We start from the raw sequence: 26,798 nt of genomic DNA, 5'->3' as shown, positions 1-26,798 counted from the left end.
CTTGATATCCTCCTCGAAGCATGGGTCTCTTATGGCTGTCTGCTAAAAAGTCTATATAACTTTTTCTCCCTAATTAAGGTAGCTTCACCTTGTATAAAAATATCCTCCAAGCAGATTCCTTTGATTGAAATACCTTGTCTAATAAAAGCCCGTTATCCTTTGCATTTTCAATCGGCACAGCAGAAAAAATATACCGTCCCCCCATTCTTTTATAGGCTTCACTGTTTAGTTGTAACTGATGAATTCTTTTTTTAGATGACTTTTTGAACATATAACGCTTTCCTAATTCGGCGGTGAAAATATAGCATCTCCCACCCCATTCATCAAAATAAATGCGTGTCTTTTTACTTTTATCCAACTCCTTTTCAATGATTTTTCGAAATTCATGTTTATAGGATAGTGGATAAAAGTTATTATACGTATCTAATGTATAAAAGCCGTTATACTGTGCAATAGCAGGGTGAATTCCGATACTTGCCACCCGATAATCCTCTACTGGTAGACCGATATACTCCTTAATCTCCATGAATTGTTTTTCTGCAAAAAACTCCTTAAATGAAGGCTGTTTGTGATAAATCACCTCAGGATTAAAGGCGAGTAACACCATAGTCTGCAAAACTAAAAAGGCAGCGGATGTCTTCTTCCATCCATCCCCCAAACTCGCTAATATTTTTAATGCTAGACCAAATTCAACATAGATGACCATAGGTCTTAAAAAATGATAGCGAGCAAAGTTAAAGGTATCTAAAAAGTGGAATCTTTTCGTTAATGGTAACCACCCTTTATAGAACCAAAATGCATACCAAGTAGAAAGAAGGATATTTAATACAAAAAAGGCGATGAAGGCCTTTTCCTGCTTCCAAAGTTTCTTGGCAAGAATAAAATAGAATGCCGCAAAGGTCATTGGCATAATGGCCAAACCATGAACAGTCATCACATGAGTGTGGCCAAGCACATAATTTTTCAAAATCAGCTTAAGCGTATGAGCTAGCGATAATCTCGCATGAAAATATTCGTCACGACTATTTGGTTCAGCGACTAAGAAAAAAGATGAAACAAGACGATATTCCACAAGACAAAAAATAAACGTCATATACACAATAGATAGAAGAAAACGAAAGTTCCATCCCCTTCCCCTCAACACATCAAATAGCCAAAATATACCCATCGCACTTAAAAAAAAGAAAAATCCTAATACAATGCTTGAATAAAACGGAATGAGGGTTAGAACTAGGTACTCCTTCAAACCCGCTTTCCCTGACCGAATATTTAAAAATGCCCAAAGAGCAAGGGGCATTCCAAGAGTACTTAGCATACCGGACGGCCAAAAAGGAGTTAGAGAAAAGGCTAAAGCAACCCCCACCCTAATAAAAGCCATTCCGCTACTTTTTAAAAAATGATCCTTTAATAATAAATACATCCCCCAAAAAGCAAGAAATCTTGTGATTGCCTGACTAATTGCATAAGCAATCATAGTTGGAAAGAGTAAATGCAGCCACACAATTCCACTATATTCTGTACCTAAAGCATTCCTTTGAAGCCTTCCATTGATGATTTGCGGAATCGTCGCATTGATCGAACCAAAGGCTTCACCACTTTCTTCTAAAACCTTATACCAGGCAAGATTGGAATCCAAATTATCATGAACCCGTATATGGGCATTTTCCCCAAGGATAAATAGTGGAGATAAATACAAGCATATAATGATGAATGCCCCTACAAACAGTTTTCTTTCAAAGCCATCCTTTTCTTGTAAAAGCAATATGTACACCTCAAAATGAATGAACTTATTAATAAAGTTTGTTAATGAGCAGGAAATTATTCCATGATTGGGTGCGGTTGCTAAAATGAAAAATACCATCATCTAAAAAAAGAAGAGAACAGCTGTAGAACTGGTCTCTTCCCTAAAAGAAATTGAGGTTTCTTTAATTTACTATTTTTCTTGATGAACTACTTTTCCGTCAACCATTGTATAAACAACTCTAACATCTTTGGCAGAAGAAGCATTTATTTTTCTTGTATCGCAATTCAAAACAATTAAATCTGCTAATTTTCCTTCTTCTAATGTCCCTAACTGCTTTTCCTTCGATAAATTCAAAGCTCCTCCGAGAGTCCATGCTCTCATTAATTCCTCAATAGTCATAACGTTTTCAGGATTAAATTCAGTATCATCATTAAATTTTCCGTAGCATGAATGATAAATTGATTCCCCTAAATCATCGATAAGCAATGGTAAATCTGTTGCACAGGAGATCACCATACCAGTATCTAACATGCCTCTTCGATTCCAGTAGTATTTCCTACGCTCCCCTACTTTTTCCTTAATAAGAGAGATTTTTCCCTCTCCACTGTCGTATAATGACATAATTTGAGGATAGACTTCAGCCTGGATTCCAAGGTCGGCACATCGCTTTAGATCTTCAATATCCGTCAGCTCTAAATCAGTTAGAACATGTCTATGGATCAGTTTTCCTAATGAGTCCTGTTGACATTTCGAAAAAATATCGATGGCTTTTGCTACCGCACCATCACCCTGTGTATGAAGGGAAAATCTGAAACCCGCTTGATCCGCTTTTAATACGTCCTTCTCAATTTGGGCATAATCAATACTTTGTTTACAACCATACCCCTTCTCATAGGGCTCCTTCAAATCTCCATTATCTTCACTTATCGAGCCATCTGTCATCTGGTTATATCCAGAAAAGGTGAAAAAAGGATGGTTACTTAGCGATTTCATTTGTTTTCCATATTCAATATTCATTTCGTAGCCCACAGGCTGTGACATAAAATTAATTCTCAGTCCTAGATTGTTATCCCTTGATAAATCATGAAGCTTCGGGGCAAACCCATAAAAGTCGTCAAAGCCCATCTCCTTAACTGAGGTTACTCCACGGGAACTCATCAATTGAGTGTATTTCTTAAGCATAGGGATAATAAATTCATCATTACCCAATATTGGTTTCATCAACTTCCAAACCGACTCCGCATTTGTATGGTCCACATCAAACCCGTAACACTCTTTTGCTACTTCATTCATCCAACAGCTCTCGTTGTCCATGGTAAATAGAACAATAGGATACCCAGGGAATTGCCCTTCCAACATATCATGGTTCATGTCTACTTCAATTTCACTTAATAAAGATTGTAAAGCACCATGGCCTAAAATTGGGTAAGCGGATACATTATTACCATGATTTATATTAGTAGAGTAATAGTCTTTCAGAACCTCTATTAATCTATCAAAATTCTCAACCTCACTAAGATTTGGTCCAACATTTTGCATTGCATAGCCTGTAAAAAAGCAGTGGGTATCAATTAGTCCAGGCATAATGACCTGATCTTTAAAATCCAAGATGACTGTATCATCACTCTTAAATCCAATCTCACTTCCTGTACACACCTTAATAATACGGTTATCCTGGACAACAATATAGCCATCAATATAGTTTAAATCTTTCCCGGTAAAAATTGAGCTTGACTTAAAAATATATTGTACATTACTCATCATTGTAAGCCTCTTTCTTGAAAGTTATATGTCTGTTAAAATATTTCCGTTATAATTTAAACCACGAAAAAAACGAATCACACGATGTATGGCGTGATCCCAATATAACCAAGAATGCTCGCCCGTTTCGTAGCAACTTGCGACATTAAGACCTTGTTGATTGCATTGTTTCTCAAACTCTATTGTATCTTCATAGAAACTATCCTCTGTTCCACATAAAAGGAGAAGCTTCCCATTATTGTTCTGCTGAACCGTCCTTTCCTTTAACAAATCCAATGGCTCTAGAATGCCTTCTAAATCAAACCTTGACCACTCATTCTTATCAAATAATTCCGGGTCATTTGCTATTAGACTCCTTAAAGATATAACTGGAGAAACGGCAGCTATTTTATGATAGCTTTCAGAATGAGTCAGACCTATTCGAAGGGTCCCGTATCCTCCCATACTTTCACCAGTAAGATAGGTTTTCTCGGTTGCAGGAAGCTTAAACCAACGTTCCAGAATTTCTGGAAGCTCTGAAGAAACATACTTCTCATAATGAGCCCCAGGTTGATTCAAATAAAAGCTGCGATGCACCTCTGGCATAACAACAATTGCATTATATTTTTTGGCGTAATACTCAATCTTGGAAAATCTAATCCACTCACTGGCATTCCCTGTCAGTCCATGCAGTAAGTATATTAATATTACGTCATCCTCTTTATACAAAGGTGTAACATCATTGGATTCCTCAGGGAGGATAACCTGAACCTGAGTTGTTTGATGAAGGGCTTTGGATGGATAATTCATTATCAAATGTCCCACTTTTTCACCTGCTTAATTTTTAAACTCATATGATAATCTCCGCGAGTCATCTCCATTTATTTTTCCTATTAAACCTCTTATGTTAGTTTTTCAAATTACTCTCTTCAAATCTGATATTAAAAAGATTCGGCAAAATATATGTACCGAATCATTAAATATACTTTAATTACTAAATTTAACCGTAAATTCACAGAGATCTGCACGGACATATGTTTTGGCATATTCAATAGGAGTCTTCTCGTCGGCATAGGTGATGCTTGAAAACAAATAGACTGCTTGTGAGGTATTAATATTGAGCAATCGGGATTCATTCTGATCCAATGTGACAATATCTAGAGTTTGATATGCATTGGTTACATTAATTTTATAGAAATCATAGAGATCATACATGGAAAAATCAGATACATTGAGCTCATTTAAATTGGACATAATCGAAGCAGGTACAAAAATTTCCTCAATCGACATAGGACTCCCGTCTGCAAAACAAACCCTTTTGATGTAATGAATCTCAGCTTCCTCTTCAATCTCAAAAATTTTGCTGTATTTACGTCCTGCCTTTCGAATTTTTTGATAAAGTACATTAATCTTTGGTTCACTATCTTTCTCACGAAGGGTTCGAGAAAATCCTGATAGAGTATCAAGATCTCTATTAATACGCCCTCCCATGACATATACGCCTTTCCCTTGGATTGGTCTAACAATCCCCTCCTTCGTAAGCCCTTCAATGGCTGTTCGCACAGTGAGACGGTTTACACCATATGTTTCACTAAGCTCGTTTTCAGAAGGAATCGCTGTTCCAGGCAGGTAAATTCCATTTTCAATTTGATCTCTTAAAATATCACGTAATTGCACATAAATTGGATATTGTTGTTTAAATTGATACATAATAAACGCTCAAAAAGCTCCCTCACTTTCAAGAAACACATGAATCTAATTGTCTTAAATTTTCCCCCTCACCAAGCTCCGTTATATCCAATGGTTTCAGCACTTGTCTTTGCTCCCAATTTCATTCTCTCTATGATAGGTAAGTTCCTTATAGAACCCATTAGAAACCCTGCAATATAACTATCCCCTGCGCCGATGGTATCGACTACTTTGCAAGGGATAATTCCAAACTCATAATAATTTTGACCATCAAAGACGATACTGCCCTTATCTCCGCGAGTCACAATAATCATTTGAGTTTCAAAGGAATGGAGCTTTTTCATATAGTTCTTAATCCATTCAATATTTTCATCATCATAGGAAAAGAACGCATAATCTATATATGGAATGATTTCTTCAACAAGTGGATCATCTAATTTTGTAGCAAAATCAAATGCAGTTTTTATCCCCGTTTGATGAAAGTTCTTGAAATCATGATGGACATGACCCCAAAAGCCACTTACTACTATATCGTAATTCTTGATAAAATCGTAATCTTCCTCTTTAAGTTTGAAATTTTCCATTACACCTTCATTATAATCTCCAAAAACTCGGTCACCATTAATTAATTCCACTTGGGTTACTGCAGTCGAGCCGTTATCCACATGAACATGTGAAACTTCAACACCTTTTTCCTGTAATCCATTCAATAGTATCTTTCCAAAAGAATCATTTCCTACTGCTCCTATATAAGCACTTTCGCCACCATTTCTGCGAAAATATACAGCTACATTAACCGCATTTCCTCCAGGATATGCTTGATCAGTTTTTTCATAAAAGTCGATACAATTATCCCCAACTGCAACTAATTTCATCATAATTCTCCCTTTCTTCTCAAGGTTGAGAAAAACTTTACATTATCAGAGCGAATAATCGATTTGAAGTACTCAAAAGGGACCTTAGTTCCTTCCTTATAGGTAATACCCTTTAAAAAAAATACAGGAGTTCCTTCAGGAATTTGTAAAAGCAACGCTTCATTTTCTGTTGAATAACTAATGGACACCCTCTGTGAACCACCAAAAGGTTTTACATGATAGACTTCTTCTAAAACATCATAGAGTGAATTTGTATTAAAATCATAATCTTCTAGACCAACCGTTAATGATTGATTAATATAACTGTACTCAAGTAGAGAAGGGACTCCATTGAGATAACGGAGACGAATTAATTCCATCACCTTTGCACCTATTTCTATCTCCAGCATCCTTGCAATGCTCTCATCAGCTTCCACAAGGTGACTACTTAAAACAACAGTCTTTAATTCCTTCCCTTGCTCCTTTACAATCTCCATTAACGGACGTAAATCCTGAAGGTTTCGAATTAGTTTTTTTTCTGCAACAAAATATCCAATTCCAGGGACAGAATAAACAGTCCCTTCTTTTATCAGTCTTGCTAAAGCACTTCGAAGAGTTGTCCGATTGATCCCCCATTTTTCGCAAAAGAATCTTTCTGAAGGAAGTTTTTCATTTTCCTTTAATTGTTTTTCATCTATAAACGCTTCCACCATTTCGACTATCTCATCTTTTGGTCTGATTGGGTTCTTTTTAGGCAAAGTGACTCTCTCCTTTAAACGACTCACCATTATAGGTAAAATAATTATCAAAACTATTTTATCATTCAAAACCTAAGTTTCAAAGGGAAGACCAACTAAGTTGAATCTCCCCTTTATTCACTCTGCCCTTTATACTATTTTATATTTATGTTTAAAGAAGAAGTATGCAGGAACCCCAGTTACGATTGAAAGGACAGCAGCTATTAAACCAGCAATTGGTGCCCATAAGAATGTAGATGCAATCAATGTAAAGGTTACGACCATCGCAACACCTGCCATAAAGTAGCCACCAGGCATTCTCCAAAGTGGATTGTAGCCAGATTTTTTCCTTAAGAAGAAAATCATGCTAAAGGTTAAGAAGTTCTTCATCAAAGCTACTAAAGTAAAGTAGCCTAATAGGTTTGCTAAATCTGTAGCGAATATTAAGATAATCGCATAAGCGCATTGGATAAGAATAGATACATAAGGTGTTTCAAATTTTGGATGTACTTTTGCAAAGGATTTAAACCATAATCCATCCTTAGCCATCGCATATTCAATGCGTGGTTGGAACATGATACAACTAGAAAGCGAACCAATAATAACAATGATAGCCATTATGGCTGTCACGGTACCTGCAGCATTCCCGATTCCTGGAAGCATAGCAGCTGCATCAGCAATAGGAGAATCACTTCCAGCCAACTTATCAATAGGGAGCAAGCCTGTAACAACAAAGCTTAGTAAAACATATATGAGTGTAACCGTTATTACTGTTATAATTAGGGCTCGTGGCATTGTTCTCTTCGGTTCTTTAATTTCTCCTGTCATATAACATACGGCACCCATTCCGTCAAATGACCATGTGGTAGCAGAAATACCAGCAAGCAATGCTAAGATTCCAATATTGGATCCTTCTAATGCTGGAGCACTATAAAGACTTCCATTTAAGTGGAAAAGACCATAGCCAATTAACAATACAAAAGGTAATATTTTGAAGAAGGTGATGAAGGTTTGAAATTTACCTCCACCTTCAACACTCCGTAAGTGTATACCCATGAAAATAAGAACAAGGGCGACTGCAACAAGCTTTAATGCAAGATCACTCCAATTCATGAAAAAGCCCAAATAGTTTGCAATGGCTAATGCCATAATTGAGATGGAAGGTGGGTCGGTAGCCCAAAAGCTAATCCAACCACACCAAAATGCAAGTCCTTTAAATCCAGCTTCTCGGAAATAAACATATTGACCGCCATCCTCTGGATAGGCTGTCGCGAGCTCAGCATACACCAGGTTTGCAGGGATATTGATAATCCCACCAATTAAAAATGCCAATATGGTAATTAATGCGGTTCCACTTGCTGCAGCAACCTCTTGTATGGATGAGAAAATACCAGAACCAATAGTCGTTCCTAACGATATTGCAACAGCTGCCCATAATCCTAATTTACGCCCAAGCTCTTTATGCCCAACGGACTCAACTTTTAGGTCTTCAACTGTTTTTGACATTTTTTTCACCTTCTTAAAAAGAGTTTTTATTACTAACTGCAATTAAACCAAATGGGACTAATCTGAATCGAGATTCTCAAATTCTTCTATGATAATGCAATAAGTTCTTTTGGATGGTCCATCAAATTCATAGAAATAGACATCCTGGGCAGATCCCTTTTCCAATGTCCCATTTTGAATCAGAAAATGACAATGATTACCTACTATCATAGCTTTTAAGTGCCCTGTTGGATTCCCAGCTGTAGATCCATAGTCAGCTAAAAGTCTTGCATGATGATAGGGAGCGTTTTCAGGAACAAGCTTACATAAAAATTCATGAATATCCTGTTCCAAGCATTCCAATCCTTCATTAACTGTTATTCCTGCTGTAGTATGCATGGATAGGATTGTAACCAGGCCATTTTGCACTTCACTAGACTGCACCACCTCCTCAATTTGCTTCGTAATATTGACCATTTGTAAATACTGATCTGTCCAAAGAGTTTGATAGAATACTTGTTTAGGCATTATTAATCCCCATGAATGTCATGGCATTTTCTCCTTTAATAAGTTTTATAGTATTCTCAGATAACCCAAGTTTCTCTAAAGCATTCGCCATTCTGATTTGCTCGAAACGAGGATTATCGCTTCCAAACATAATTTGATGTCTCAGACTTCTTTCCACCCATGTAAGTTCGTACTCTTTTGTAAATATGTGCTGATAAAACTCTAATGCATTATCAAAAAACAATGCTGCTGTATCGACATATACATTTTTATACTTCAACATCAACATCGCAGTATCCTTAACCCAGGGCCACCCAAAATGTTCAAGACCAATACGAAGCTTAGGGAAGCTTGCTGCAATCTCCTCAAACTCTAAGGGGTGAGAATATTTGGAAACTGTATCCTGTTCATAGCTACATCCACTATGGAAAAGAATCGGTTTATTCCATTTCAGGCAAATATTATATAGTTTTTCCAGGCGATCATCTGTTGGATAAAGCTTTAATTTTGAGAGATTTAAGCTCAATCCCATCAAATGTAAATCTTTAAATGCAAAATAGAGTTCCTCCTCCCAGCCTTCTATTAAAGGATCAACACTGGCAAATCCATAAAACATATCCGGTGCTTGATTGACCAAGGCAGCTACCTCTCCATTGGTCACTAGTGGCTGCCCGTATAGAGAAGATTCATCCTGTGCAAGTAAACAGAGCTTATCAAGACCAGCACATTTCATCTGATTCTTTACATGTTGGATGGTTGCGATGGAATTCTTATGGATATTTAGTCCCTTTTGTCTTAGGGTAAACATATCCTGACCTTGATCGATACCTTCATAAAAATTGGGATGGACATGTATATCAATAAACATTGGTTTCCTCCTAATCTAACATTCTCTTTAGATTACGGACTGCTCTTTTTGCATAAAACCTTGGTTCATTGAGATAAGCAGTTACTAGCTCTATTGTTATGGTTTTTTCATAGCCCATTTCTTTTAGTTCTTGCATTAATTCGTTTAACGGCAAAACACCCTCTCCTGGTAGTACATGAGTTTCACTATGACCATCACTATCTATGATGTGCATATGGACCATTTTGTCCTGGAGCTTATCAAAATATGCCAATATACTTTCTGCTTGAATATAAGGGACTACAATATCAACCATTCCAACTAAATAAGGAGAATCAAACCGATCCAATACATCTATTAATTGATTCGCATTTGTCGTAACATTGGATTCAAAGGTTGTTAAGGGCTCATAAATAATTTTGTGATTATTCTTTTCTGCATGATCCACTAACTCACTTAAGCTCTTATTAAGTCTTTCATCAATTTCTCTTTGACTGGCTAGATATCCGGCATGTCCTGCAGAAATTAATGTATATTCTGCACCCATGTCCTTCGCCACATCCATGGCAGCCTTCGTATACTTAATCGAGTCGATCCTCATTTCTTCGGTACCACTCATAATATTAAACGGATAAGCATTCATTTCAGGAGTATAGATTTTTACTGGCATCTCATACTTGTCAATTAATGCTTTAATTTCATCAACCCCGTTGTGCTTCAAGTCGTAAGGGTAAGCATGTGGCCGCCCGCCCCATAGCTCCACGTAATCATAGCCAAAGCGTTTGGCATCTTCAAAAACATGCTCAATTGGATTTCTCTGATAACCAGATGTGAACATTCCAAATTGCATGACCTTACCTCCTTTTTTCTTTAATATTTCACCTTTCCCCCGTAATACCGTCTGTCGTCAGGATTGTGATCTTTTGCAATGGATAAATAATAGTAAAAATATTCCAACGGGACGAATAGTACTAAAGGAGCGATCATTGGATGAACTTCCACTCCTAAGTCTTTTACATCAAATACAACGACATCATCTGTGTAACCTTTCACAAATTCTAATGCGCGTTCCACCGTATGTCTTGATTCATCATTCCCTAATAAAAATACATATGGAACACCAGCTTCAACTACTTCTAAAGGTCCATGACGGAACTCTGCTGCATTTAAATGACATCCATGTGTTCTAGTAAATTCAAGCATCGTAATAATTCCTTCCTTATATGCAAGTGGTAAAAGGTTGCCACCAGAGACTGTATAAAGGAACGGATATTTACTTGCTTCAATCCCTAATTGTTTAGCCTTTTCTTCTTGATTTTGAACTAATGCTTTTAATACATCAGGTAGCTCCTGAAGCTGTTTTAAAATCTCAGTTAACTCCTTATTATCACCCTCTACTAATTGGATATATTTGCATGCAATAAGGTAGGTTAAATAGAGATGCATTTGCCAGATTGCATGTCCTTGATAGCCAATTGCATATTCTGCACTGTCCCCTAGAGGTACACCTCTACCATCCCTAGAGAATCCAACAGTCATGGCTCCTTTAGCTCTTGCAAGGTCAATGCTTCGATAAACTTCCTCCGTGGTACCTGAGTCACTTACACCAATAACAAGGGTATTTTCATCAATGACATATGGAGTTTGATCTAAAAAATCAAATCCACTATAAGACTTAGCAATGATTTTTGAATACCGATCAAATAGAATTTGAGCAGTTTGGCATGCGCATAACGGTGAACCACATGCTACGAAGTATACCCGGTTGATTTTGCGGGATTTCATCTCCTGTACAATTATGTCGACCTCATTGACCTTTTCATTCAATAGAAGTTTTACTTCGTTTGCCATGTGATCTGTAATGAGAAATTCTACGGTACTTTTGTCAATATCTAACATAATGATCCTCCTCTTTTATCCATCGTTTATTCTCTAGATTTTCTTTTATCTTCCCAAGGCTCGAAGATGGATATAATATGTGCTGCCACCATGGCTCCTCTTTGTAACGATTTTTCAATCTCTCCACTCTTTAACAACTCTGCTAGAAACCCTGCAATAAAACTATCGCCAGCACCCACCGTGTTAACTACTTCTGCTTTTATGATTCCTGCTTCATAAAGATTGTTCCCACTTAATGCAATTGAGCCCTTGTCACCGAAAGTGGCTACCGCGATCTTCATTCCCTTCTTAACTCTTTCTTTTAAAAAGTCGATAATTTTATCATCTTTCTCTCGATAGGAAAAGAAGCCTATATCAACAATGTTGTTTAGTTTTTCAACCAAAGGGCTCTCAAGACGATCGGCAAAATCAAAACTAATCAATATTTTTGGATTTTCAGATTTAATAGTTGATAACACTCCATCTGCCTTTCCCCAAAACGCTGAGTGAACTAAATCATGTGAAGCAGCAAAATTTACATCCTCTGGGGTAAAAACCATATGTTCGAGAACTCCTTCTAAGTAATCCCCGTGAATTCTTTCCCTGTCAATCAGCTGCATATAAGTGATCGCTGTATTTCCATGGGCAACTCGTACATGAGAGGTATCTAGCCCTTGTTCTTTGAAGCATTGAAGCATGTCAATTCCATATTCATCATCTGCAACTGTAGTAAGAATGGATGTAGGGACTCCAAGGTGAACAAGATTAATTCCAGTATCCACTACATTCCCAGTGAGATAATAGCGTTCTAAATTTGAGTAGTAATCAACGCAATTGTCGCCAATCACTGCAACTCGCTTCATTTTGTTGCCACCCTCCTATCGAAGTAACGGCTTTTTAAGTAATCCATCGATTGTTTTAATGAAGAATAGGGATCTTCCCAGTAAATTGAGTCATTTATCTCTAAAGAAATATATTGATCATAGGCAACACCAGATAAGTAATCCAAATATTGGATTATCGGATAATTTCCATCACCAAGGATTTCATGGTTTTGATCAGCCAGATGAATATGTACAATTGTTTCCCCTAATTGATTAAAAAAGTCTTGTATTGTATCACCAGCCACTTCCATGGCAACCACGTCTAAGCAAACCTTGAGATTTTCACTCTGAACATCACTAAGCATTTTCTTAATATCCTTTAAAGATGTTACTAGGTTACTTTCATAAGGCTGTAATTGCTCTAACACTAGTTCCACACCATATCGCTTCGATATTTCACAAATTCTTTGAATACTTTCAACAGTGTAATTCCAGCTAGCCTCTAAATTCACATCACGTAGTCCACAACCAGTATTAATAAAAATTCGATTACAACCTAATTCCAAAGCATCATTGCAGCACATATCAAAAAACTCTGCTGTACGATTCCTAACTTTCTCCTCTGGACTTGAAAAGCTGTAAGGATAGGCAAGAGTTTCAGGAGTGTACATCACAACCTTAATTCCAGATTGATGCAATTGGTTTCGAATTTGACGAAGCCTTTTATTAGCGTCATATCTGGTTAGATAATTTAATCGGTAGTAATGTGGTTCAGCGCCCCAGAACTCCAAATTTTTTATCCCACATTTCGCAAATGCATCAATGGTATAATCCAACGAATACTGGACAAATTGGACACTCATTGCTGCAATCTGTTCATTATTTATCATGTTAGCCCCTCCCTTCTAGAAATAGAGAAATAAAATGATTTTAAAACCAGAACAGATGTTTTACTGTTTTTTTATTCCGGAATAAATAAATTAAAACTTTTCTATACCGCCTAACTAGATTGTAAGGGTTTGCATAGTAACCGTCAATATAAAAAACTAGATAATTTTATATTTTTTTATACCACATTAGATAAAAAAATAAAAAAAGCTACCAAGGATCCTTCCGAAACCGATAAGTAGCTTTTAAAATTAAAAATGAAAATGACTATGCTTATTGAACAGCCTTTTTATTGGATGGAGTTCTTTTTGCAAGAACTTGATGGATTGTGTCTAATCCCCCTTTGAAAATGACAATACTCTGACCATTCTCGAAATGCATCTTAGCTGGTTGAAAAAAGAATTTCGAATAACCAACAGCTTTAATCTTGTTAAATTTATAATATGCTCCTTGATATACAAACGCTTCATCATTGTAATAAAGGCGATATTTCTGGGGAATGTTTAGCAGCTCTATCATACAATTTGAGATTATGAATATACACAAGCCAATCACAAAGTGAAAATTAGTTGGATCAGGAATCCATAAGCATGCTGCTGCAATTCCAAGAAAAATACAAAAGAACACATTCATATATTTCTCTTGGCTGGCCATTCGTACCTCCTTACCTCTTTTTTTCAATTGCTCAAAATTTTGTTCATTTAATAATCCAATCTGTTTCCGGTTCCTCATCTTACGGAAAATATTAGCTAGTGAAAATACAACAATGGCCATAATAAAAAAATACTCGTTCATCGGATCACCTTTTTATGATTTGTATTTTTAATACCCAAGCTTTGGTGTTTCACGACACATAAACAAGTTGCAATTTTATTATACCACGTATTCTTCAGGTGAAAAGTAAATTTTAAACCACTGCGTACTTTAGTAATTGAAAAAAGTAGGCAAGATCAAACTATGTATATTTCTTTGATCTTGCTTACTAGTTATCTCTTTTTTATGCTGTAAAATTGCCATCATAACTTAGCATTATTGCTGATTTAACTCCGTCCATGCTTGAAATATGATTCATAAAGCTCATATCCTTCTCCTTGACACGGATTTCGTAGGTTACTTCAAAATCATCTCCAGGCATGACAGATTTTGATTTTATCGAATGTTTTTTTGCATGTTCATTTATTATATGTTCCAAAGAATTTTCAATGGAAGTTTCTTGATAGCGAATAACTAATAAATAAGGATTCTCTACAGTAATTTTATTGATAAAAATAATCAAGACTAGTCCAATTAATAGTGAGCCAATGATGACAAGTGGAATAAAACCAGCACCACATAAAATACCAGAAACTATCGCCCAAAAGATATAAACAATATCCATTGGGTCTTTAATAGGTGTTCGAAAACGAACAATTGATAACGCACCGACCATTCCTAGCGATAAAAGAACATTGGATGAAATTCCGATAATAATTAGTGCTGTAGCCATGGACATAATGATCAAAGAAATATTAAAGGTATGAGAGTACATAACACCTGAAAATGTCTTCTTATAGACAAAGTAAATAAATAATCCCACTATAAATGCTACAAGTAATCCTATAAGTGAATCGACAATTGAGAAATTGCTTGTCTTTTCTAAAATGCTAGATTTAAAGATATCCTCAAAATTTACTGTTTCCATGGGTATTCCTCCAAAAATATTATATTATGTTATGTTTAACCAAACATCCTACTAATCTGATACTTTGAATACGTGCCTTTGCTTCTGTCACCAAGCTGAAGCATATATTTAATCACATCTGGGATAAACTCGTCATATTTCACTTCAAGAACCACAACATCCGGGTTCGTTTCCACCATAGCTAAGTCCGGATTCAATAGGTCGTTGTTTCTAAAGCTAGTTTTAATGGAACCATCAAAAGTAACGCGAACGTTTCCATGCTCGTAAATAAACACTTCTCTTTCATAGTCAACAACCGTCACTGGTTTTATTTGAAACAAGTTCATTTGGACATATAAATCCCTGATAAGCATTCTGTGATCTTTCTCCATCCAAGAAATGTGTCCGCCTCTCAACTTTTCATACTCTTCCGCTGTGATGCGGCATTTCTGTTTGTACGTAAGGTTATTTCTCTTACTCTTCTTTTCTAGATTAAGGTATTCCTTATTGTAGTCATACAATCTTACTCGGAACTTATCGCGTTGAAAAAATCCCTCTTTTTTTTCAGTTAGAACTTTATTATCAAAGTTATCGAAATAAACGCTTCGGATTAAATACTTGCCATCTTTTTTAGCATGTGGATCAACTCTCATGAAATGCTTTAATTTGTTTCTTAGAAGATAGCAATCCATCTTCGTGATTTCATGTTTTAACTCCGTCCGACCCTTAATACCGTTTAGGCACATTGCTTCCATGTCAAACACTCCTTTTTTGAGTCGTTCACTGTTTCACATTATTAATGACAAACCTTAAACAAACCTTAAAATTATTTCCAATAAAAAAAGAGATCACGTAATCGTAATCTCTACTTTGGTAATTTGATTTTAAAGGTCGTCCCCTTATTTTTATTATTAAAGGCTTTTATCGTTCCGTTATGCTTTGTTACTATCCATTGGGCAATAGATAACCCTAGTCCTACACCACCGGTTTCTCTTGACCTGGCTCTGTCTTCTCGATAAAACCGATCAAATATATATTTGAAATTTTCTTCTTTTATTCCAATTCCTGAATCGCTAACTTCTATAACAACCTTTTGATCCTCTGTATATGTTTTTACCCCTATACTTTCGTCTTCGCCAGTATATTTTAAGGCGTTATCAAGTAAAATTACTAACAGCTGATGAAGTCGGGTTTCGTCAGCTTTGATAAGAATTGGACACTCTAAACTTAACCAAAAATACTTTTCCTGTGACTCGGCAATTTCCTTATAAGGTGCACATACACCCTGAACAAAAGTATCAACATGAACTGGCTGCTTCACAAGTTCAGTTTCCGCTGAATCCGCTCTGGCCAGGGTTAGTAAGTCAGAAGTAAGCTTCGACAAACGACGGGTTTCGGATAAGCTTAAAGCTATACTTTCAAATTGATCAGCGATTCTTTCCTGCGGCGCTCGTAGCAGCAGTTCCAATTTATTTTGAATGACAGTTAATGGAGTTCTTAGTTCATGCGAAGCATTTTCCACAAACTCCGCCTGCTTGTTCCAGGATTGAATAATCGGCCTCATCATACTTCTTGATAAAAAGTAACTGGCAGAAATCGAAAGAACGATGAAGATAACTGAACAGATTATTACAAGTCTTTCGAAGTTAGAAATGATGGTTTGTTCTGGCTCTACATTAATCATTAGTTGTGTATAAGCAATATCATCCTGGTCATTATTATCTTCAAAAAGGATGTATCTGAAATGGAATAAATCATTAAGCGTCGTCATTGAAATTTCATCCATTTTTGTTTTTTCGAGTTGATAATCTTGAAAATAATTTTCGTATAATGAGGATCCGATTTCATCTTCATTTACGATATTTCCAGAGCCATCCCAGTGGACAACGATAATTCTTGGATTTAGCATGTTTCTTTGCCTTTCCTTTGGAGGCAGACCTTGGTTTGCAGCTCCATTGTCCGGCGGGGCTTTAAAGTCACCATCGTTAAGGATTCTTTCTTTTAAATCTGAAAGTTCCTCATCTGCTTTTGAATATAATGTTCTTTGAACCTGAGTGAAAATGATAATACTAAAAATAGTAAAAATTACTGTAAAGGCAATCAAGTAATATAGCATAAATTTCAACTGCTGTTTTCTAAAGATAATTCTATTAAACATCTCCTTCACCTTTGTCAGTCAGCATATATCCTAAACCACGGAAGGTTTTAATATAATGGTCGTAGCCATACTTTTTAAGATTTTTCCGTAAATTGCTTGCATAGACCTCTATGACCGTAGTAGAGGTGTCTGACTCAAATCCCCAAATTCGATCAAAAATTTGCTCCTTTGTTAAAATCGCATTTTGATTATTAATCAAATACTCCAGCAGGTCGAATTGTTTCCCGTTTAACTTAAGGACCTCCCCATTAATCTCTGCGCTTTTGTTTTTAATATTTAATTTTAGTTCCTTAAAAGTAATGACATTCTTTGTTAATTGACCACCTGTTCTCCTGACCATTGCCTCTAACCGCAGTATCAATTCTTCCCGATGAAAAGGCTTAACAAGATAATCATCAGCGCCAACTTTGAAGCCTTGAATCTTATCATCAATCCCATCTTTTGCCGTCAGCATAATTACTGGGGTAGTGATGTTTTTCTTTCTTATATTCTGTAATACCTCATAGCCATTCATTTTTGGCAGCATGATATCTAAAATAATACAATCGAAAATATTTTGTTCTGCAAGAAACAGCCCTTCCTCTCCATCGAACGCCTGCTCCGTTGCAAATAATTCCTTGGCCGTTTCACATATAGAATCAGAAAGGTGCTTGTCATCTTCAATGATTAATAATTTCATATCCGTCCGATCCTCTCTACTTTTTCTATCCTTTTTGTCGGATAGGTTTGATTATAGAACCTATTAAAAGAAATGCAACCCTTTTTAAGGTTTGTTTAAGGTTTGTACTTAATAATTTGATTCATATCCAAACAATATCTTAAAAAAACATAGATAAGAAAGCAAAGGAGCTAAATGATGAAAAGACTTAATTCTAAATTTATCAAGGTCACAGCGTCACTTATGTGTACATCGTTATTATTTGCCTGCAGCAATAATTCAGAAAGCGGAACTACAACTAATAGTAGTACAGCAGTAGTCAAAGCAGAGAGCTTGAGTACAATCGGCAACAAGGATATTGCCAGTGTTATAAATGAAAAAGTTAAGTATTCGGATGATGACTTCTACAGCGATTGGAATCATTCAACATTTATTAAACTAAATGGAAGCAATGCTAGCTTTACAGGCGATGGTGGAGTTATCATCGACAACAATATCGTTACCATTCGCACTTCAGGTGTTTATGAGATTAGCGGAAAACTGAACGATGGTCAGATTATTGTAGATGCAGAAGATAAAGGTATAGTCAGACTCGTCTTGAATGGGGTTGAAATCAATTCTTCTAATAATTCACCAATCTATGTGAAAAATTCCGAAAAAACAATTGTCTCTTTAGAAAAAGGAACACAAAACGTGTTAAGCGATGGCAAAAACTATGCATACGAAAAATCAGATGAAGATGAGCCTGACGCAGCGTTGTTCAGCAAAGACAGCCTAACGATTAATGGAAGCGGAAAATTGACTGTTCATGGGATTTATAACAATGGAATTGCCAGTAAAGATGAATTGAAAATAACAGGAGGAACCATTCAAATTGATTCTGTGGACGATGGGCTAATAGGAAGAGATCTCTTAGCTATTAAAGAAGGTAATATCAGTATATCTGCGGGTGGGGACGGCATGAAGTCCACGAATGACAAAGATTCTTCAAAGGCAACGATTGCGATTGAAGGAGGATTCTTTGACATAGCCTCAACTAACGACGGAATTCAGGCAGAGTCATCATTGCTAATTGCCGATGGAGATTTCAACATTACTTCTGGAGGAGGAAGCCCTGAAACTATAACTGTCAATACAAATAGCAAAATGGCACCTGGAGACTTTGGCAAGGATTCAAATAGTGGGAGCACTGATACAAATAGCACTACTGCCACGTCTACAGAAACCGAAAGCACCAAAGGGCTGAAAGCAGCAGTAGAAGTCGGAATTGGTGGTGGAAGTTTTACACTTAATTCATTGGATGACGCAGTTCATAGCAATAACTCCATTACAATTACTGGTGGGGACTTGAAAATAGCCTCTGGTGATGACGGCATCCATGCGGACACCGCCATCCTCACAAAGGGTGGAAATATTAATATAAATAAGAGCTATGAGGGGGTTGAAAGCCAGTCCATTACGATTGCCGATGGAAAAATTCATGTCAATGCAAGTGACGATGGTATCAATATTGGCGGTGGCAACGACCAGTCTGGTATGGATATGGAACAGGCAGAGTCATCTGAAAATGGGCTACTTTCATTTAACGGAGGATATGTTTATATAAATTCTGTAGGTGATGGACTCGATTCAAATGGTTCTATTTCAATGACAGACGGAACTGTCATTGTTAACGGACCTACTGATAATGGGAATGCCCCATTAGATTATGGACAAAGTTTTGAAATAAGTGGTGGGTTGCTTGTTGCTGCCGGAAGTTCAGGTATGGCGATGGCTACTTCTGAAGAATCTAAACAAAACTCAATTATTATGAATTACCCTAAGACACAATCAGCAGGAACTATCATTCATCTCGAGGATAGTAAGGGAAATTCTATCCTAACGTTTGCACCAGAAAAAGATTATCAATCAGTTATTATTAGTTCACCAAAATTAAGAAAGGATACTTCCTATACCCTATATTCAGGAGGTTCAACGACTGGTGATGACAAAGATGGTCTTTATTCAAACGGAAACTATAAAGGCGGATCAAAAGTTGTCTCGTTTAAGGTTTCCGAGTCCGTCACTTGGCTTGACGAAACGGGAGTTACTGAAGCTAAAACTTCTGGTCCAGGAGGTATGGGAGGTATGAGGGGGCAAGGCGCACCTGGCGGAGATCGAGGAGATATGTTCTCCAATCTAGATGACGCAACAAGAGAAAAGGTCAAAAATATCATGGATCAGCAGAGAAATGGTACTATTACTCAAGAGGAAGCCCAAAAACAGTTAGAAGCACTAGGGGTGGACATTCCCTTAAGAAAAGACATTAAACAACAAAATCAACAGTAGCCTCACCTAAAAAGAAAACAAAAAATCACTGCAATTTTTATTACAAGTGATTTTTTGTTTTTTCTATTTCTTCACTACCAATTAATTATTAACTATAAAGTTTTAGTCCGTGATAATTATTGTGGTTAACCATTTACTCATGAGATACTATAAACTCAGCGTTACCCACTATTTCATAGGAGTCAACGGAAGCAAGCAAAATAAAATTATCGCCTTTCTTAAAGTCGTAGCTCCTGTCTCCTATCACAATTTCTCCCTCTCCATTAATAACGCTAACTAGTAGGTAATTATGTAATAATGATTGCCTTGAAATTCCATTTATCTTCCAGTGGTAAACAGAAAAATATTGTGACTGAACTAATCTAGTTTGATGTAAGTCTCCCATTATTTTTTCTATTCTATCGGATGCTTCCCTCAAATCTGGATAACTTGTCACATCTATGGCTTTATCAAGATGAAGCTCTCTACTCACTCCATTTGTGTCTTTCCGGTCATAATCGTACACCCGGTATGTTAAATCTGAGTTTTGCTGCGTCTCAAGAATGACGATGCCTTTTCCAATTCCATGGATTGTCCCACTTGGAACATAGAAAAAATCACCTTTTTTCACCTTTACACTCTGTAATAAACTGCCCCATTTCCCCTCCTCTACCATTTTTCTAAATTCCAATGGAGATTTGGCATTGTGGCCAAGAATGATTTCTGCGTCATCCTCGCAGTCTAGAACATACCAGCATTCCGTTTTTCCGAATTCTTCATTTTCTACATTTCTTGCATATTCATCATCTGGATGAACTTGAACAGACAAGTTATCATTGGCATCAAGTATTTTTACTAGCAAAGGAAACTCTTTGTCTTGTGGATTTCCCCCAAAAAGTTCAGGATGCTCCTCCCAAGCTTGCATAAGATTTTTCCCTTTTAAAGCGCCGTTTATGATTTCTGATGAACCGTTTTTATGGGCCGAAATGACCCATGCCTCACCTGTATTTTGATTTGGAATTTTATAATCATAAAGGGTATTAAGTTTTGTTCCTCCCCATAATCGTTCCTGAAAAAAAGGCTTTAAAAACATAATTTCCTGCTGCATCTTATCTCTCCTGCTCTAACTAGTTTTTTTGACCCCACACACATTTTAACATATTATGATCATTCGGAACAAAGGCAGGACAAAGGGACAGGTCCACTATCCCTGAAAAAAGGGAACAAGATGAAGCATGCTCTCTTGTGAAAATATCAATAAGCTCTCCTTTTGATAAGTCTCCTAAAGAGACAGAATATTAATGGGACCATGGGACAGGTACACAGTCAAAGGCAATACTTCATTCAGATCAAGGTGTTCATTATATCAATCCTTTATTTCAAAAGAAGGTAGAGGAATTAAGAATTACCCAATCTATGTCAAGGAGAGGAAACTGTTGGAATAATGCCCCAATGGAATCTTTCTTTGGGCATTTTAAAGACAAAGCAAATTATAAAAATTATCATAGTTAATTAAGAATTGAAATACTTACTAGATGCTTATATGAAAGAGTATAATCACCAGCGTTACCGGTGGAGATAAAAAAAGATGACCCCGTCTCAATACCGGAATCATCTGTTGGCTGCATAAGTCCCTTTATTAACTGTCTATTTTATGGGGTGCAGTGCAGTTCAATGTATCATCTCAACAAAGTCATCAATACACACTACTTTTTCTGTTTAGAAACCATTAAGTAATTTTGACTGTTTAGGTGGGACGAGGTACCTGTCCCCGTGTCCCTACTTCAAGTTTTTAACACCCGTTTCTAATATTTCCATTTGCAGCAGTGTCTGTTCTTCTGTAATCACTACTTCTTTACCATTTATGATTGACTCATATAAATCATCATAAACTCTTCCATAATCACCATTTACAGATTTTACTTTTTCTTCGTGGATAGTACCTTCTTCGTCAATATAGGTCAGAACACCATAATGCATTAATGTATCTATGCCAAAATCTTTGTTATCAGGCATGTAGAATAACTTTAAATGCTCTTCTTGACGATCCTTGGTTTCTTTCACAAAGCATCCCTTCTTACCATAAACGACGAAGCTAGGTCTTTCTTTAAGTCTAAAATAGCTGGATTTAACCGATACCTTTAACTTTCCATAATATAAATCTAAATCAAAATAATCATTCATTCTTCCAGTCCCTAATAATTGCCTTACATCATAATGGATATGGTCCGGCTTGCCAAAATAGCTGATAACCTGGTCCAGCGTATGACAGCCATGTCCATATAAATATGACGAAAGAGGATCAAAAGAGTGAACGGACTCAGGTACTTCGGGACGATAATAGTCATAATGCATTTCCAATTCCAGCAAGTCCCCTAGTTTCCCTTCTTCAATGACCTTTTGAACGGTTAAAAAATCACTATCAAAACGTCTATTTTGATACGCCTGAACGATTAATCCCTTCTCTTTCGCTAATGCAAAGATTTCTTTTGCCTGTTCTGAGGTTTCCATAAAAGGCTTTTCAACCAGACAGTTTATATTATGTTCTAATACTAACTTTGCGTATTCATAATGACTGTCTTGTCTTGTACAAACTACAATAAGTTGGATATCCTTATCATTTAAAAGTTCATCTAAATCAGAAGTATAATTTACTTCCTCAATCCTATCCCAGCTTTCATGCTCAGGAAATCTTTGATATATTGTTTTTACCTTAATATTCTCTCTTTGGAGCACGAACGGTAGATGATATCTGTTAGTGCTTTTCCCATTTCCAATATAACCGATAGTAAGCATAGCGGCCCCCTCAAAATACAATATTCTGGTAATACTATTCAATCTAAGTTTATTATTGTGAATTCCGGAAACCCCACATTTTTCCCAGGATGAACAGAAAGCACCTCCTTAAAATGATAGGTATATCATAACAGGAGGTGCTTCTCTATTTGTTTAAGACTGGCTTATATTCAATCGTTGAACATTACCCAGATAAGAGTCTTTCTTTATTACATTAAGTGTAGAAGGTGGAATACAACACCAACTACGAATAATCCAAGAATCATAACGATAGGAGATACTTTCTTCTTAAGCAACCACATGCAAAGAAGTGTAATCCCTAATCCAGCTAAACCAGGAATTAAGCTATCTAAGTTACCTTGTAAAGTAGTAACTTTAACATCGCTTAATGATAAGCCACTAGCTTGTTGTTCTAGAGCTGATTTAACACCTTCAGCGCCTTTTGGTAATTTATCCCATTCGATATAAGCACCTTTATCAAGTTGAACTTCAGATACAACTGGTGAGAATTTTACAGATACCCAACGGTTAACTAATGAACCAAGGATGAACATACCCAGGATGGATGCACCTTTAGTGATATCACGAAGTAAGCCACCAGATAAGTCGTCAGTAATTTTAGATCCAGCTTTGTAACCAAATTCTTGTGTATACCACATGAATCCCATACGAATTAAGTTCCATAGAACGAAGTATAGAATTGGTCCAAGGATGTTACCTGTCATAGCAAGGGAAGCAGCTAATGCACCAAGGATTGGTTTAACTGTGAACCAGAAAACTGGATCCCCAATACCTGCTAAAGGTCCCATCATACCAACTTTAACCCCTTGAATAGCTACGTCGTCAACCGGCGCACCATTTGCACGTTCTTCTTCAAGCGCTAAAGTTACACCAATAATAGGTGAAGCTACATATGGGTGAGTGTTAAAGAACTCTAAGTGACGTTTTAATGCAGCAGAACGATCTTCTTTTGTTTTATATAATTTTTTGATAGCGGGAATCATTGTATACGCCCAACCACCATTTTGCATACGCTCATAGTTCCAAGAACCTTGAATGAAAGTTGAACGCCACCAAACAGATACACGATCTTTTCTTGATAATTTCAATTCTTGTGCCATTTTTTTGTCCCTCCTTCTTAGTAATTATCTATAATGGCGCCTAGTGGATCACCAGTATTACCGTTTCCGCCATTACCTGAACCGCCTTGTTTAGAAAGCGCTAAATAGATAAGTGCAAGAGCGACACCGATAGCACCTAGACCGATAAGTGTGATTTGTGAAACAGTTGCTAATACGAAACCAATTGCGAAGAATGGCCATACTTCTTTTGTAGCCATCATGTTTATAACCATTGCATAACCAACAGCTACGACCATTCCCCCACCGATTGCTAAACCTGTTGTTAACCATTCTGGCATTGCTTCAAGCATACCTTTAACTGGGCCTGCTCCAACAGCTACGATTAATACAGCTGGGATTGCAATACGTAAACCTTGCATACAGATAGCAGCGATGTGCCATGCTTCAACTTTTCTAATATTTCCTTCAACTGCTGCAGCATCCATAAAGTGTACGAAAGCTGTTGCAATTGTACGACAGATGATTGTTAATAAAAGACCAGCAACTGCAAGAGGAACGGCAATTGCGATTGCAGAAGATACACCTTCTTGACCTTGTCCACTTAAAACTAAGATAATTGCAGAGGCAATTGATGCTAACGCAGCATCTGGTGCTACGGCAGCACCGATGTTTGCCCAACCTAAAGCGATCATTTGAAGTGTACCACCTAAGATAAGGCATGGTACTAACTCACCAGTAACTAAGCCGATTAACGTACAAGCAATGATTGGTTGGTGGAAGTGGAATTCATCCAAAATTCCTTCCATACCAGCTAAAAATGCTACGATAAAGACTAATATTATTTGAATAACATTCAAATCCATGGATTTTTATCCTCCCTTTTCTCCTAAAAATTAGGGTTATTTCTTTTTGTTAAGCTCTTCTTGAGCCCTCTTAATAATTTCGTTCATATCACCTTTTGAATCGTTTGGTACTTTACGAACATCGAAGTTTAAACCAAGTTTTTTCAACTTAGTAAAGGTATCGATATCTTCTTGGCTAAATGCCAATACCTTATTTGGTTGAACTTTACCAGGTGAGTGAGCCATAGAACCGACATTGATTGTCTTCAATGGAACTCCACCTTCAACCGCTCTAAGCGCATCTTGTGGGTTTTCGAAAAGAAGCAACGCGCGTTGGCCGCCGAAGTGTTGATCATCTTTGGCAAGTTCAATCATTTTATTGACAGGAACAACGTGAGCTCTAACTCCTGGAGGAGCAGCCTGTTGAATTAATTTTTTACGAAGGTCATCCTTAGCAACTGTATCAGATACAACAATGATACGTGTTGGCCCTGTAGTTTTAGTCCATGCAGTCGCTACTTGTCCATGAAGTAAGCGAGAGTCGATACGTGCTAACACGTATTCGAATTTTCCAGGAGCACCTGCATTAACTGGTGCAGCAGCTTTAGCAGCGGTTTCTACTGGTGCTAAAGCTTCAGGTTTTACTTTAACCCCTTCTTTAGCAGAGCTCAAAATATGAGCAGCAACTTCATGCGCTGTATTCATTGACATGCGGGATGCAAAAGCTTCAATTAACATTGGTAAGTTCATACCAGCAACAATTGCCCATTTGTCTTTGTGTTCTTCAACTAAGCTGTTGGCTTGGTTGAATGGAGTTCCACCCCAAAGATCGACTAAGAATAATACTTCGTCTTGGTTGTCAAAAGAGGCGATTGCTTCTTTCATTTTTGCCTTTACATTTTCAGGTCCTTCGCTCGGCATCAATGTAACAGCTTTCACATTTTCTTGCTCTCCAAAGATCATCGTACCAGATTGCAAGATACCGCTGGCAAATTCACCGTGACTAGCAATGATAATTCCAACCATCTTTTTACCTCCTTAATAATTGTTACAGCTGAATAAAATGGTGAATTGTACCAAGTTATTTTTCCGGCTGTATTTTTTCAGCTCAATTAAAGCGATTACAGTTTCATCAAAACAACAAAAAAGGCATGAGCAAAAAGTCAATCAAATGAAGTTAGTTGGGTATAATATCCCCAAAACTCTTCATTTCAATCAATACTTTTCACTCATGCCTGATTAAATCAGTAACACGTAAAAAATAATGGCTATTTAATTTGTTGCAATCGCTGTAGAAGAACAGCATTAGCATCAATTCCAATGCTTGCTGCATCTCTTTAATGAGCTTCCATAAGTGATTATAGCACACCAGAAATTATTCTTTCAATAGGAAAACTGTATTTTCTTGTTTCCCTCTTTTCACAAATGTCACAATTTAAATTACCTAGCTTAGATAAGGGCAAGCCGTTAATTGACAATACAAATCCTTCATTAAATTGCTAACCAGGTCGTGGGAAACATGGCTCAGTTCCAAAAATGTTTTATAAATTGTTTGCTTCAATTTGTGTCATAAATTATTACAAGATAACAATTTTGGATTTTTCCCAACAAAAAAAAGACAAGTTCCAACCTGTCTTTTATGTTAAACGATTACTTTTTTTTAAATAGTCCCTTTAAGGCACGTTTGATAACATCCAAGAAACTTAATGAATTGACCATATGATTCGGGTCAACATATTCACGAATGGATCGTAAAACTTTTTTCGGATCTTTAGAAGAAAATGTATACATCCCATTTTTCTTTGTTTGAATAGTATAACGTGGAATCCATTTTCCTTTAAACATGATTGAAGCAATCACGTAATCTACTTCTTCCCAAGGAATTTGAACAAACTTACGAGCATCACGCTCATTGTAAAATTCAAATCCTTTATCCCCAACCATGATTTTACCATATTCCGGAAGCCCCATATGTGAGGTTGCATTAATAACTAAATCGACTTTTGTATTGATTGACTGAACCATATGATGTACTCCATTTCATTTTTTATATAATAATATTATACGCATTTTTTCACTTTAAGCAAAAACTACTTGAGACA

The 26,798-nt window shown here is 36.7% G+C and carries 25 protein-coding genes and 1 pseudogene; 2 read left to right on the top strand and 24 right to left on the bottom strand.

All coding sequences use genetic code 11. The annotated features are described in order from the left end of the window. Positions 1 to 73: 73 nt before the first annotated feature. The 18 genes from BQ6100_RS04315 to BQ6100_RS04230 form a co-directional block, all read right to left on the bottom strand. Positions 74 to 1,864 carry a DUF6044 family protein gene (locus tag BQ6100_RS04315; RefSeq protein ID WP_235816481.1) on the bottom strand — a complete coding sequence of 597 codons (1,791 nt, stop codon included), beginning with the start codon at positions 1,862 to 1,864 and terminating at the stop codon, positions 74 to 76. A gap of 69 nt (positions 1,865 to 1,933) precedes the next feature. After that, positions 1,934 to 3,505: an amidohydrolase gene (locus tag BQ6100_RS04310; protein ID WP_075983431.1), complete on the bottom strand. Its 1,572-nt coding sequence runs from the start codon at positions 3,503 to 3,505 to the stop codon at positions 1,934 to 1,936. Between the two features lie 24 nt (positions 3,506 to 3,529). Next, positions 3,530 to 4,294, bottom strand: a complete 765-nt coding sequence (locus BQ6100_RS04305; RefSeq protein WP_075980518.1) for an alpha/beta hydrolase — start codon at positions 4,292 to 4,294, stop codon at positions 3,530 to 3,532. 177 nt (positions 4,295 to 4,471) lie between these two features. Beyond that, positions 4,472 to 5,194 (bottom strand): GntR family transcriptional regulator, encoded by a 723-nt coding sequence (locus tag BQ6100_RS04300; protein ID WP_075980517.1) that lies wholly within the window; start codon positions 5,192 to 5,194, stop codon positions 4,472 to 4,474. A 68-nt stretch (positions 5,195 to 5,262) separates the two neighbouring features. Further along, positions 5,263 to 6,048 carry a fructoselysine 6-kinase gene (frlD, locus tag BQ6100_RS04295; RefSeq protein ID WP_218921354.1) on the bottom strand — a complete coding sequence of 262 codons (786 nt, stop codon included), beginning with the start codon at positions 6,046 to 6,048 and terminating at the stop codon, positions 5,263 to 5,265. After that, a complete protein-coding gene (locus tag BQ6100_RS04290) occupies positions 6,048 to 6,785 on the bottom strand; it encodes a GntR family transcriptional regulator (RefSeq protein WP_159433127.1) in 738 nt (245 codons plus the stop codon). The genes frlD (BQ6100_RS04295) and BQ6100_RS04290 overlap by 1 nt, the downstream gene beginning before the upstream one ends. A gap of 129 nt (positions 6,786 to 6,914) precedes the next feature. Beyond that, positions 6,915 to 8,270, bottom strand: a complete 1,356-nt coding sequence (locus BQ6100_RS04285) for an amino acid permease (protein WP_075980515.1) — start codon at positions 8,268 to 8,270, stop codon at positions 6,915 to 6,917. A gap of 57 nt (positions 8,271 to 8,327) precedes the next feature. Then, positions 8,328 to 8,777 (bottom strand): secondary thiamine-phosphate synthase enzyme YjbQ, encoded by a 450-nt coding sequence (locus BQ6100_RS04280; protein ID WP_075980514.1) that lies wholly within the window; start codon positions 8,775 to 8,777, stop codon positions 8,328 to 8,330. Continuing rightward, positions 8,770 to 9,624, bottom strand: a complete 855-nt coding sequence (locus BQ6100_RS04275; protein ID WP_075980513.1) for an amidohydrolase family protein — start codon at positions 9,622 to 9,624, stop codon at positions 8,770 to 8,772. The genes BQ6100_RS04280 and BQ6100_RS04275 overlap by 8 nt, the downstream gene beginning before the upstream one ends. A gap of 10 nt (positions 9,625 to 9,634) precedes the next feature. Continuing rightward, positions 9,635 to 10,453 (bottom strand): fructoselysine 3-epimerase, encoded by an 819-nt coding sequence (gene frlC, locus BQ6100_RS04270; protein WP_075980512.1) that lies wholly within the window; start codon positions 10,451 to 10,453, stop codon positions 9,635 to 9,637. 20 nt (positions 10,454 to 10,473) lie between these two features. Then, positions 10,474 to 11,502, bottom strand: coding sequence for an SIS domain-containing protein (locus tag BQ6100_RS04265; RefSeq protein ID WP_075980511.1), 1,029 nt, complete (start codon positions 11,500 to 11,502; stop codon positions 10,474 to 10,476). A 26-nt stretch (positions 11,503 to 11,528) separates the two neighbouring features. Further along, on the bottom strand, positions 11,529 to 12,344 hold the full coding sequence (gene frlD / locus BQ6100_RS04260; RefSeq protein WP_075980510.1) for a fructoselysine 6-kinase: 816 nt from the start codon (positions 12,342 to 12,344) through the stop codon (positions 11,529 to 11,531). Next, entirely contained in the window at positions 12,341 to 13,195 is an 855-nt protein-coding gene (locus BQ6100_RS04255; RefSeq protein ID WP_075980509.1) for a sugar phosphate isomerase/epimerase family protein, read from the bottom strand. The genes frlD (BQ6100_RS04260) and BQ6100_RS04255 overlap by 4 nt, the downstream gene beginning before the upstream one ends. A gap of 271 nt (positions 13,196 to 13,466) precedes the next feature. Next, positions 13,467 to 13,988 (bottom strand): hypothetical protein, encoded by a 522-nt coding sequence (locus BQ6100_RS04250; RefSeq protein ID WP_075980508.1) that lies wholly within the window; start codon positions 13,986 to 13,988, stop codon positions 13,467 to 13,469. A gap of 202 nt (positions 13,989 to 14,190) precedes the next feature. Further along, positions 14,191 to 14,874 (bottom strand): DUF4956 domain-containing protein, encoded by a 684-nt coding sequence (locus tag BQ6100_RS04245; protein WP_075980507.1) that lies wholly within the window; start codon positions 14,872 to 14,874, stop codon positions 14,191 to 14,193. Between the two features lie 35 nt (positions 14,875 to 14,909). After that, positions 14,910 to 15,608 (bottom strand): polyphosphate polymerase domain-containing protein, encoded by a 699-nt coding sequence (locus tag BQ6100_RS04240; RefSeq protein ID WP_075980506.1) that lies wholly within the window; start codon positions 15,606 to 15,608, stop codon positions 14,910 to 14,912. Positions 15,609 to 15,718: 110 nt separating this feature from the next. Next, a complete protein-coding gene (locus BQ6100_RS04235; RefSeq protein ID WP_235816566.1) occupies positions 15,719 to 16,969 on the bottom strand; it encodes a sensor histidine kinase in 1,251 nt (416 codons plus the stop codon). Between the two features lie 34 nt (positions 16,970 to 17,003). Next, positions 17,004 to 17,690 carry a response regulator transcription factor gene (locus BQ6100_RS04230; RefSeq protein ID WP_075980504.1) on the bottom strand — a complete coding sequence of 229 codons (687 nt, stop codon included), beginning with the start codon at positions 17,688 to 17,690 and terminating at the stop codon, positions 17,004 to 17,006. A 177-nt stretch (positions 17,691 to 17,867) separates the two neighbouring features. Here BQ6100_RS04230 and BQ6100_RS04225 point away from each other — a divergent pair, with 177 nt between their 5' ends. Then, positions 17,868 to 19,997, top strand: coding sequence for a carbohydrate-binding domain-containing protein (locus tag BQ6100_RS04225; RefSeq protein WP_235816480.1), 2,130 nt, complete (start codon positions 17,868 to 17,870; stop codon positions 19,995 to 19,997). 133 nt (positions 19,998 to 20,130) lie between these two features. On the opposite strand, the gene manA is transcribed toward BQ6100_RS04225, so the two are convergent. Beyond that, entirely contained in the window at positions 20,131 to 21,084 is a 954-nt protein-coding gene (manA, locus tag BQ6100_RS04220) for a mannose-6-phosphate isomerase, class I (RefSeq protein WP_075980502.1), read from the bottom strand. Positions 21,085 to 21,308: 224 nt separating this feature from the next. Here manA and BQ6100_RS04215 point away from each other — a divergent pair. Beyond that, positions 21,309 to 21,558: pseudogene (locus BQ6100_RS04215) on the top strand (integrase core domain-containing protein); the annotation flags it as partial. Between the two features lie 197 nt (positions 21,559 to 21,755). Here BQ6100_RS04215 and BQ6100_RS04210 read toward each other — a convergent pair. The 5 genes from BQ6100_RS04210 to BQ6100_RS04190 form a co-directional block, all read right to left on the bottom strand. Beyond that, positions 21,756 to 22,772 carry an oxidoreductase gene (locus BQ6100_RS04210; protein ID WP_075980501.1) on the bottom strand — a complete coding sequence of 339 codons (1,017 nt, stop codon included), beginning with the start codon at positions 22,770 to 22,772 and terminating at the stop codon, positions 21,756 to 21,758. 209 nt (positions 22,773 to 22,981) lie between these two features. Then, on the bottom strand, positions 22,982 to 23,893 hold the full coding sequence (locus tag BQ6100_RS04205; protein WP_075980500.1) for a PTS system mannose/fructose/sorbose family transporter subunit IID: 912 nt from the start codon (positions 23,891 to 23,893) through the stop codon (positions 22,982 to 22,984). 17 nt (positions 23,894 to 23,910) lie between these two features. After that, complete coding sequence (locus BQ6100_RS04200; RefSeq protein WP_315970033.1) at positions 23,911 to 24,711, bottom strand: PTS mannose/fructose/sorbose transporter subunit IIC; 801 nt, start codon at positions 24,709 to 24,711, stop codon at positions 23,911 to 23,913. A gap of 42 nt (positions 24,712 to 24,753) precedes the next feature. Beyond that, the gene (locus BQ6100_RS04195; protein WP_075980498.1) at positions 24,754 to 25,722 is read right to left on the bottom strand and encodes a mannose/fructose/sorbose PTS transporter subunit IIA; all 969 of its coding nucleotides are present in this window, start codon (positions 25,720 to 25,722) and stop codon (positions 24,754 to 24,756) included. A gap of 624 nt (positions 25,723 to 26,346) precedes the next feature. After that, complete coding sequence (locus BQ6100_RS04190; protein ID WP_075980497.1) at positions 26,347 to 26,721, bottom strand: DUF956 family protein; 375 nt, start codon at positions 26,719 to 26,721, stop codon at positions 26,347 to 26,349. Positions 26,722 to 26,798: the final 77 nt, after the last annotated feature.

It is taken from the genome of Bacillus massilinigeriensis (assembly GCF_900117315.1).
In the GTDB taxonomy this organism is placed as follows: Bacteria; Bacillota; Bacilli; order Bacillales; family Cytobacillaceae; genus Bacillus_BE; species Bacillus_BE massilionigeriensis.
This window is presented reverse-complemented; position numbering and strand designations above follow the sequence as displayed.

What these genes read in the sequence shown, in the direction of transcription:
- BQ6100_RS04315 (WP_235816481.1), bottom strand. Translation starts at nt 1,864, where the DNA reads ATGATGGTATTTTTCATTTTAGCAACCGCACCCAATCATGGAATAATT.
- BQ6100_RS04310 (WP_075983431.1), bottom strand. Translation starts at nt 3,505, where the DNA reads ATGAGTAATGTACAATATATTTTTAAGTCAAGCTCAATTTTTACCGGG.
- BQ6100_RS04305 (WP_075980518.1), bottom strand. Translation starts at nt 4,294, where the DNA reads ATGAATTATCCATCCAAAGCCCTTCATCAAACAACTCAGGTTCAGGTT.
- BQ6100_RS04300 (WP_075980517.1), bottom strand. Translation starts at nt 5,194, where the DNA reads ATGTATCAATTTAAACAACAATATCCAATTTATGTGCAATTACGTGAT.
- frlD (WP_218921354.1), bottom strand. Translation starts at nt 6,048, where the DNA reads ATGAAATTAGTTGCAGTTGGGGATAATTGTATCGACTTTTATGAAAAA.
- BQ6100_RS04285 (WP_075980515.1), bottom strand. Translation starts at nt 8,270, where the DNA reads ATGTCAAAAACAGTTGAAGACCTAAAAGTTGAGTCCGTTGGGCATAAA.
- BQ6100_RS04280 (WP_075980514.1), bottom strand. Translation starts at nt 8,777, where the DNA reads ATGCCTAAACAAGTATTCTATCAAACTCTTTGGACAGATCAGTATTTA.
- BQ6100_RS04275 (WP_075980513.1), bottom strand. Translation starts at nt 9,624, where the DNA reads ATGTTTATTGATATACATGTCCATCCCAATTTTTATGAAGGTATCGAT.
- frlC (WP_075980512.1), bottom strand. Translation starts at nt 10,453, where the DNA reads ATGCAATTTGGAATGTTCACATCTGGTTATCAGAGAAATCCAATTGAG.
- BQ6100_RS04265 (WP_075980511.1), bottom strand. Translation starts at nt 11,502, where the DNA reads ATGTTAGATATTGACAAAAGTACCGTAGAATTTCTCATTACAGATCAC.
- frlD (WP_075980510.1), bottom strand. Translation starts at nt 12,344, where the DNA reads ATGAAGCGAGTTGCAGTGATTGGCGACAATTGCGTTGATTACTACTCA.
- BQ6100_RS04255 (WP_075980509.1), bottom strand. Translation starts at nt 13,195, where the DNA reads ATGATAAATAATGAACAGATTGCAGCAATGAGTGTCCAATTTGTCCAG.
- BQ6100_RS04250 (WP_075980508.1), bottom strand. Translation starts at nt 13,988, where the DNA reads ATGAACGAGTATTTTTTTATTATGGCCATTGTTGTATTTTCACTAGCT.
- BQ6100_RS04245 (WP_075980507.1), bottom strand. Translation starts at nt 14,874, where the DNA reads ATGGAAACAGTAAATTTTGAGGATATCTTTAAATCTAGCATTTTAGAA.
- BQ6100_RS04240 (WP_075980506.1), bottom strand. Translation starts at nt 15,608, where the DNA reads ATGGAAGCAATGTGCCTAAACGGTATTAAGGGTCGGACGGAGTTAAAA.
- BQ6100_RS04235 (WP_235816566.1), bottom strand. Translation starts at nt 16,969, where the DNA reads ATGCTATATTACTTGATTGCCTTTACAGTAATTTTTACTATTTTTAGT.
- BQ6100_RS04230 (WP_075980504.1), bottom strand. Translation starts at nt 17,690, where the DNA reads ATGAAATTATTAATCATTGAAGATGACAAGCACCTTTCTGATTCTATA.
- BQ6100_RS04225 (WP_235816480.1), top strand. Translation starts at nt 17,868, where the DNA reads ATGAAAAGACTTAATTCTAAATTTATCAAGGTCACAGCGTCACTTATG.
- manA (WP_075980502.1), bottom strand. Translation starts at nt 21,084, where the DNA reads ATGCAGCAGGAAATTATGTTTTTAAAGCCTTTTTTTCAGGAACGATTA.
- BQ6100_RS04210 (WP_075980501.1), bottom strand. Translation starts at nt 22,772, where the DNA reads ATGCTTACTATCGGTTATATTGGAAATGGGAAAAGCACTAACAGATAT.
- BQ6100_RS04205 (WP_075980500.1), bottom strand. Translation starts at nt 23,893, where the DNA reads ATGGCACAAGAATTGAAATTATCAAGAAAAGATCGTGTATCTGTTTGG.
- BQ6100_RS04195 (WP_075980498.1), bottom strand. Translation starts at nt 25,722, where the DNA reads ATGGTTGGAATTATCATTGCTAGTCACGGTGAATTTGCCAGCGGTATC.
- BQ6100_RS04190 (WP_075980497.1), bottom strand. Translation starts at nt 26,721, where the DNA reads ATGGTTCAGTCAATCAATACAAAAGTCGATTTAGTTATTAATGCAACC.